Origin of the sequence: uncultured Planktosalinus sp. (genome assembly GCF_963973675.1) — a bacterium.
Classification (GTDB): Bacteria; Bacteroidota; Bacteroidia; order Flavobacteriales; family Flavobacteriaceae; genus Planktosalinus.
On the sequence record NZ_CAXBAN010000154.1, the window covers coordinates 1 to 5972 of the forward strand.

Genomic DNA, 5972 nt, shown 5'->3' on the forward strand with positions numbered 1-5972 from the left:
TTCTTCACTGAAGGTGCTTCATCACCAATTTCGTTTAATATTTGAGCAAAAGAAGAACCTCCTAGTTTGAAGTCGTCCTTGCTCAGGTTGATGTAATAGATACTGCCTTTTCCTTTTTGTAGCATGGGTTCTACCACTTTTGTGATGGCGTCACAATTTCCTGCAGCCGATATAATGACCGTTCCGGGAGATATTACATCGCCATCCGGATATTTTTGTTTCATCGAAAGGGAATCTTTTCCGGTAGGAACATTAATCCCCAAAGCAATTGAAAACTCTGAAACGGCTTCCACAGCGGCATACAATCGTGCATCTTCACCGGGATTGTTACAAGGCCACATCCAATTAGCCGAAAGTGAAACGGATTGCAATCCGTCTTTCAAAGGTGCCCATACAATGTTGGTGAGTGCTTCGGCGATGGAGTTTTTAGAACCGGCCACCGGATCAATCAAGCCCGAAATAGGGGAGTGCCCAATGCTGGTTGCCACACCTTCCTTGCCGTTGTAATCGAGGGCCATCACCCCGCAGTTGTTTAACGGAATCTGCAACGGTCCAACACACTGCTGTTTGACGACACGCCCCGTTACACAACGATCCACTTTATTAGTAAGCCAATCTTTACAAGCCACCGCTTCCAGTTGGAGCACTTGAGTGATATAGTCTTTTATTTTATCTGATGAATATTTTAATTCAGGATAATTTCTTTCAATGGTTTTATCTGTCATTACCGTTTTTGGCGAACTTCCAAACATATCAGCCAGTGCCAGGTTCATTGGATTTTTACCATCTTTAGCTTTGAACACAAAACGGTGATCACCTGTTACCGTACCCACTTCATACATTGGTGAACGTTCTCTTTCAGCAATGCGTCTTAGGGTTTCAGTATCTTTTTGACCAATAACGAGCCCCATTCTTTCTTGTGATTCATTACCAATAATTTCTTTCGCCGAAAGGGTAGGGTCGCCCACAGGTAATTTTTCCAAAGCGATTTCACCTCCAGTTTCTTCAACCAATTCGCTCAGGCAGTTGAGGTGTCCGCCGGCGCCGTGGTCGTGAATGGATACAATGGGGTTGATATCACTTTCCACCAAACCACGAATGGCGTTTGCGGCACGCTTTTGCATTTCGGGATTGGAACGCTGAATGGCATTGAGTTCGATACCACTTGAAAATGCCCCGGTATCTGCCGAAGATACAGCAGCACCACCCATCCCTATGCGATAATTATCACCACCTAAAATCACAATATCATCGCCCACCTTGGGTTTGTCTTTGATACTTTGGTCTTTTTTTCCGTAACCAATTCCGCCGGCTAGCATTATTACTTTGTCATAGCCTAACATACGGCCTCTGAGCAGAGCCGAAGCGTCTTTTTCCTGATGCTCAAAAGTCAAAACCGAACCTGCAATCAAGGGTTGTCCAAATTTATTTCCAAAGTCTGAAGCACCATTAGATGCTTTGATGAGAATATCTAAAGGTGTTTGGTAGAGCCATTTTCTGGCTTCAATATTTTGCTCCCAAGGCCTGTTTTCCAATCTTGGATAAGAGGTCATATAGACTGCAGTTCCGGCGAGGGGCAACGAGCCTTTTCCTCCGGCAAGTCGGTCTCTTATTTCTCCACCGCTTCCGGTTGCAGCCCCGTTGAATGGTTCTACGGTGGTGGGGAAGTTGTGCGTTTCCGCTTTAAGCGAAATCACGCTCTCATAGTTTTTCTTTTGGTAAAAGTCAGGTTTATCTGCACTTTTGGGAGCGAATTGCTCTACCGTGGGGCCTTCTATGAAAGCTACGTTGTCTTTGTAAGCCGAAACAATGGTGTTGGGATTTTCAGCCGAAGTTTTTTTGATGAGCTTAAAGAGCGAAGAAGGCTTTTCTTTTCCATCAATCACAAAGGTGCCATTAAAAATTTTATGACGGCAATGCTCTGAGTTTACTTGTGAAAACCCAAAGACTTCAGAATCTGTGAGTGGACGTTTCAAACGTATGGATAGTTCTTCTAAATAAGTAACCTCCTCATCATTAAGCGCCAGTCCTTCCTTTTTGTTATAAGCGGCAATGTCTGTGATATCTTTAATTGTATCAGGTTGAATGTTTATCGTAAAAAGTTCCTGATTCAACTCTGAATATTTTTGCAATAGCATGGGGTCATAGTCGGCTTCACTTTTTTTTGTGATTTGAAATTCTTCAATCTGGATGATTCCTTCTATTCCCATATTTTGGGTGATTTCCACCGCATTGGTACTCCAGGGGGTTACCATAGCTGCGCGTGGACCTACAAAAAAATCCGTCGCTGGAAGTGTCAGGACGGATTCTGGTTTTAAGGAAGCATCGCCAAAAAGCCAATTGAGTTTATGAATGTTTTGGTCGTCAAGTTTTTGTTGTGTAGCTACTGCGTAAACCGTTTTCTGTTTGGAAAAAAAGAGGATCATAAAAGGTGTTTGTTTGATGATGAAAAACAAAGCACAAAATTACTGATTTTATTCTAAAAAAAAGCCCGAAATTTTAGTTTCGGGCTTTTTAAAATAACTTGAGATAATACTGCTAATTTATAATAAGCTTTTTTGTGGATGTCCCTTTGCCTGAATTAATATTGACTAAATAAAATCCTTTTTTCAGCGTATTTAAATCTATAATTTCTTTTGTGAGTTCAGGGTTTTTGATGTTTAATTCTATTTGACCGTTGATGTTATAAATGACAACAGATTCAATTGTTGCATCAGATTGAATCGTAAGCTCTTTTTCAGAATTTGGATTGGGGTACATAATAAAATCTATGACAGAAACTGTTTGAGTACTTAACAGCCCCCACCGGTCTTCAGCCTGTGGTCCACCCCAAATAATTGTAGCTAAAGCAGGGTTATCAATGAAAGGGTTGCGATTACTGTAGGCTACTTGAAGGTAGTCATTACGCTGGTCTTCATAATCACTTACGGGATCTTCTGTGTTCCACTCTAAAAAAGTCTGTAGCATTTGGGTACTTCCTTGTGTACTCCCAACACCGGCATAAGCTGGTAAGCATTGGTCACCATAACGAGTGTACATATACATAATCATTCTGGCTACATCACCTTTCCATTCATCACCGGGATACCAGTTTCCACTGCCAACATCTCCTGAGTTTCCACTTCCATCCTGAAACTTTTTACTACCTCTGTTGTTATTCATTTGCTGGTCTGTTGCTCTGAGGTTGTGAGGGTCTGCACCAATCCCTGTTGTTCCATTGTTCACATCCCCCATATCCGGAACGGGTTGTGAGCGGGCAAATACGTGCTCACGATTGTACTCACAAGAAACTCCTCCAAAATCATCCTTGTCTCTTGAACGATCTGTAGTGCAGTTTCCGTCATTATCATTAAAACCGTAAGTTAAAAGTACATTGTTTGAATTAGTAGGATCTTCATCTGTGAATACTAAGACATCACGTGCGTCACCATAATTAAATGAAGTATTGTATGTTGAAATTTTTTGCTGTAGTTCACTATATAAAGCCTGTCCCGTTAAGGTTAGATTTACATCATTGTAATAAGGTTGTTGAGAGTAAGTTAAATACGTCAGTAAACAAAGTGTAATGGATAAGATTCTTTTCATCAAGATTAATTTTAGTGTTTCAATTCTTACTTTAATTTTAATGGAATTGAAGTTATTTATGTAATTTCCCAAGAAAGGATTTTAGTTATTTTCTTTTGTAAGTAATGCCATATAGAATCCATCATACCCTGATTTTGATGGTAAAATGGTTTTTTCTTTGGCTAAATTAAAACTTTTCCCGGTTTCTGAGTTTAAGAATTTCTTAATTTGTTTTTGGTTTTCAGATGGTAGTATGGAGCAGGTTGCATAGACCATTTGTCCACCGGGTTTAACCATTTTTGAATAATTTTCAAGAATTTCAGCTTGAGTTTGTTTAATATTATCAATAAATTCCGGTTGCAATTTCCATTTTGCATCAGGGTTTCTTCTCAATACCCCCAATCCAGAGCAAGGGGCATCGATTAAAACCCTGTCAGCTTTTTCGTGAAGTTTCTTAATCACTTTGGTGCTGTCAATATGCCTTGTTTCAATATTGAAAGCGCCGGCACGTTTGGCTCTTCTTTTAAGTTCATTGAGCTTGTTTGCATAAATGTCCAATGCAATTAATTGCCCTTTATTTTCCATGAGCGATGCCAGGTGAAGTGATTTTCCACCAGCACCAGCACAGGCATCAACAACTCTCATTCCGGGTTTGACATCAAGATATTCAGCAACTAATTGTGAAGAAGCATCCTGCACTTCAAACCACCCGTCTTTAAATGCAGGTACTTGAAATACATTGGCGCGTTGTTTTAATTTTAAAGCATTTGGCAAACCTTGAACAGTTTCTGTTTCAATATCTAAATCAAACAAAACAGCTTTCAATTGTTCAGGTGTGGTTTTAAGGGTATTGGTTCGCAGTACTACATCTGCTTCAATATTGAGGGCGGCAATTTCAGTATCCCATGTTTTTCCGAGTTCCTTCTTACCCAATTCATCCAGCCAGTCCGGAATGGATTCACGATATTTTCTGATTTTTGAAAGTTCGTCAAAACGCCCTTTAATTCTGCGAGTGGGAGTGTCTTCAAGTTGTTTCCAGTCGGGCAGTGCAATGCCCTTTAAAGTAGCCCAAACGGCAAACAAACGAAACAATTTTTGACGGTCAAAAGGTTCTTTGACCTCCGCTATTTCTGCATATAATCGTTTCCACCTTACTATGTCATAGACCATTTCAGCAATAAAACTTCGGTCCCGGGCACCCCAGCGTTTGTCTCTTTTTAGGGTTCCTTGAAGTGCTTTGTCCGCATAACTGTTTTCATTGAATATTTCGTGAAGGGCATCAATGGAAGCAAAAACTAAATTTCGGTGTAATCGCATTTGGGTATTTTATTTCAGGTTACTTCTCCACCTCTGGAGGGTGTATTTTAAAATTAAAACAACTTTTAATTTAGGTCATTTTCTAATTAAAACAATAAATTTTAATGTTTCAAGAAAATGCAAATTTAGTACTCAATAATTTCTTCTCACAAGGAATCTGCAAAGGTATTACAATCTCCCTGAAAAGTTTTTATATTTAGCCAAAATTTAAAAAATGAGAACGATTGGCCTATTTTTAGTTGCCTTGTTGCTAACTTATTGTAGTAATGAAAAAAAATCCATTAAAACCGGTTTTGAAGAAGTGGCTATTGAACGTATTTACACAGATTCAGTAAGTATCAGAGCGTTGAATCCGGTAGATGAAAACAGGGTTTGGTTTGCTGGAAATGTTGGAAAAGTGGGATTGATTGATCATAATACACCAAAATTGGCAGTCATTAGATATGAAGACAGCCTGCTGCATTTTCGGTCTATTGCAAAAACTGATCAAGCGGTATTTGTGTTGAGTATTGCAAATCCGGGAATATTATATAAAATCGGTTTTGACGGACTGGAAGCTACTTCTCTTGAACAGGTATATCTGGAAAAGGGAGAAAAAGTGTTTTATAACGCTATAAAGTTTTGGGACAATAAGACCGGAATAGCAATGGGTGATCCTACTTCAGATTGTTTGAGTGTGCTATTGACAAATGATAGTGGGAATACCTGGACAAAACTGACTTGTGAGTTTCTTCCTGAAATATCTGAAGGGGAGGCTGCATTTGCAGCCAGCAATTCAAACATAGCAGTTTATGATACCAATGCTTGGATTGCAAGTGGAGGGAAAAAAGCACGTGTATTTCATACATCAAACAAGGGAACTAGCTGGGAAGTATACGAAACTCCAATAATTCAGGGAGGAAAAATGACCGGAATTTACAGCATTGATTTTTATGATGAAAATACCGGGATTATTTTTGGTGGTGATTGGGAAAATAAAAGCAATAATCAATCCAATAAGGCAATAACTGAAGACGGGGGTAAAACCTGGAAGCTAGTGAGCGATGGCTCTGGCCCGGGCTACCGATCGTCTGTTAAGTTTGTGCCTGAAA

The 5972-nt window shown here is 39.7% G+C and carries 4 protein-coding genes; 1 reads left to right on the forward strand and 3 read right to left on the reverse strand.

Annotated elements, in window-relative coordinates:
* From purL to AACY61_RS07460, 3 genes are all read right to left on the reverse strand, one after another.
* A partial coding sequence (gene purL / locus AACY61_RS07450; RefSeq protein ID WP_339610950.1) for a phosphoribosylformylglycinamidine synthase occupies positions 1 to 2426 on the reverse strand: 2426 nt, incomplete at its 3' end.
* A 112-nt stretch (positions 2427 to 2538) separates the two neighbouring features.
* Positions 2539 to 3585 (reverse strand): endonuclease, encoded by a 1047-nt coding sequence (locus AACY61_RS07455; protein ID WP_339610951.1) that lies wholly within the window; start codon positions 3583 to 3585, stop codon positions 2539 to 2541.
* Positions 3586 to 3666: 81 nt separating this feature from the next.
* A complete protein-coding gene (locus AACY61_RS07460; protein ID WP_339610952.1) occupies positions 3667 to 4881 on the reverse strand; it encodes a methyltransferase domain-containing protein in 1215 nt (404 codons plus the stop codon).
* Positions 4882 to 5095: 214 nt separating this feature from the next.
* On the opposite strand from AACY61_RS07460, the gene AACY61_RS07465 reads away from it, so the two are divergent.
* Positions 5096 to 5972 (forward strand): oxidoreductase (locus AACY61_RS07465; RefSeq protein ID WP_339610953.1); only part of this gene is annotated, 877 nt, incomplete at its 3' end.

Excerpts from the sequence above, each read along its gene's own strand:
- AACY61_RS07455 (WP_339610951.1), bottom strand. The coding sequence starts at position 3,585 with ATGAAAAGAATCTTATCCATTACACTTTGTTTACTGACGTATTTAACT.
- AACY61_RS07460 (WP_339610952.1), bottom strand. The coding sequence starts at position 4,881 with ATGCGATTACACCGAAATTTAGTTTTTGCTTCCATTGATGCCCTTCAC.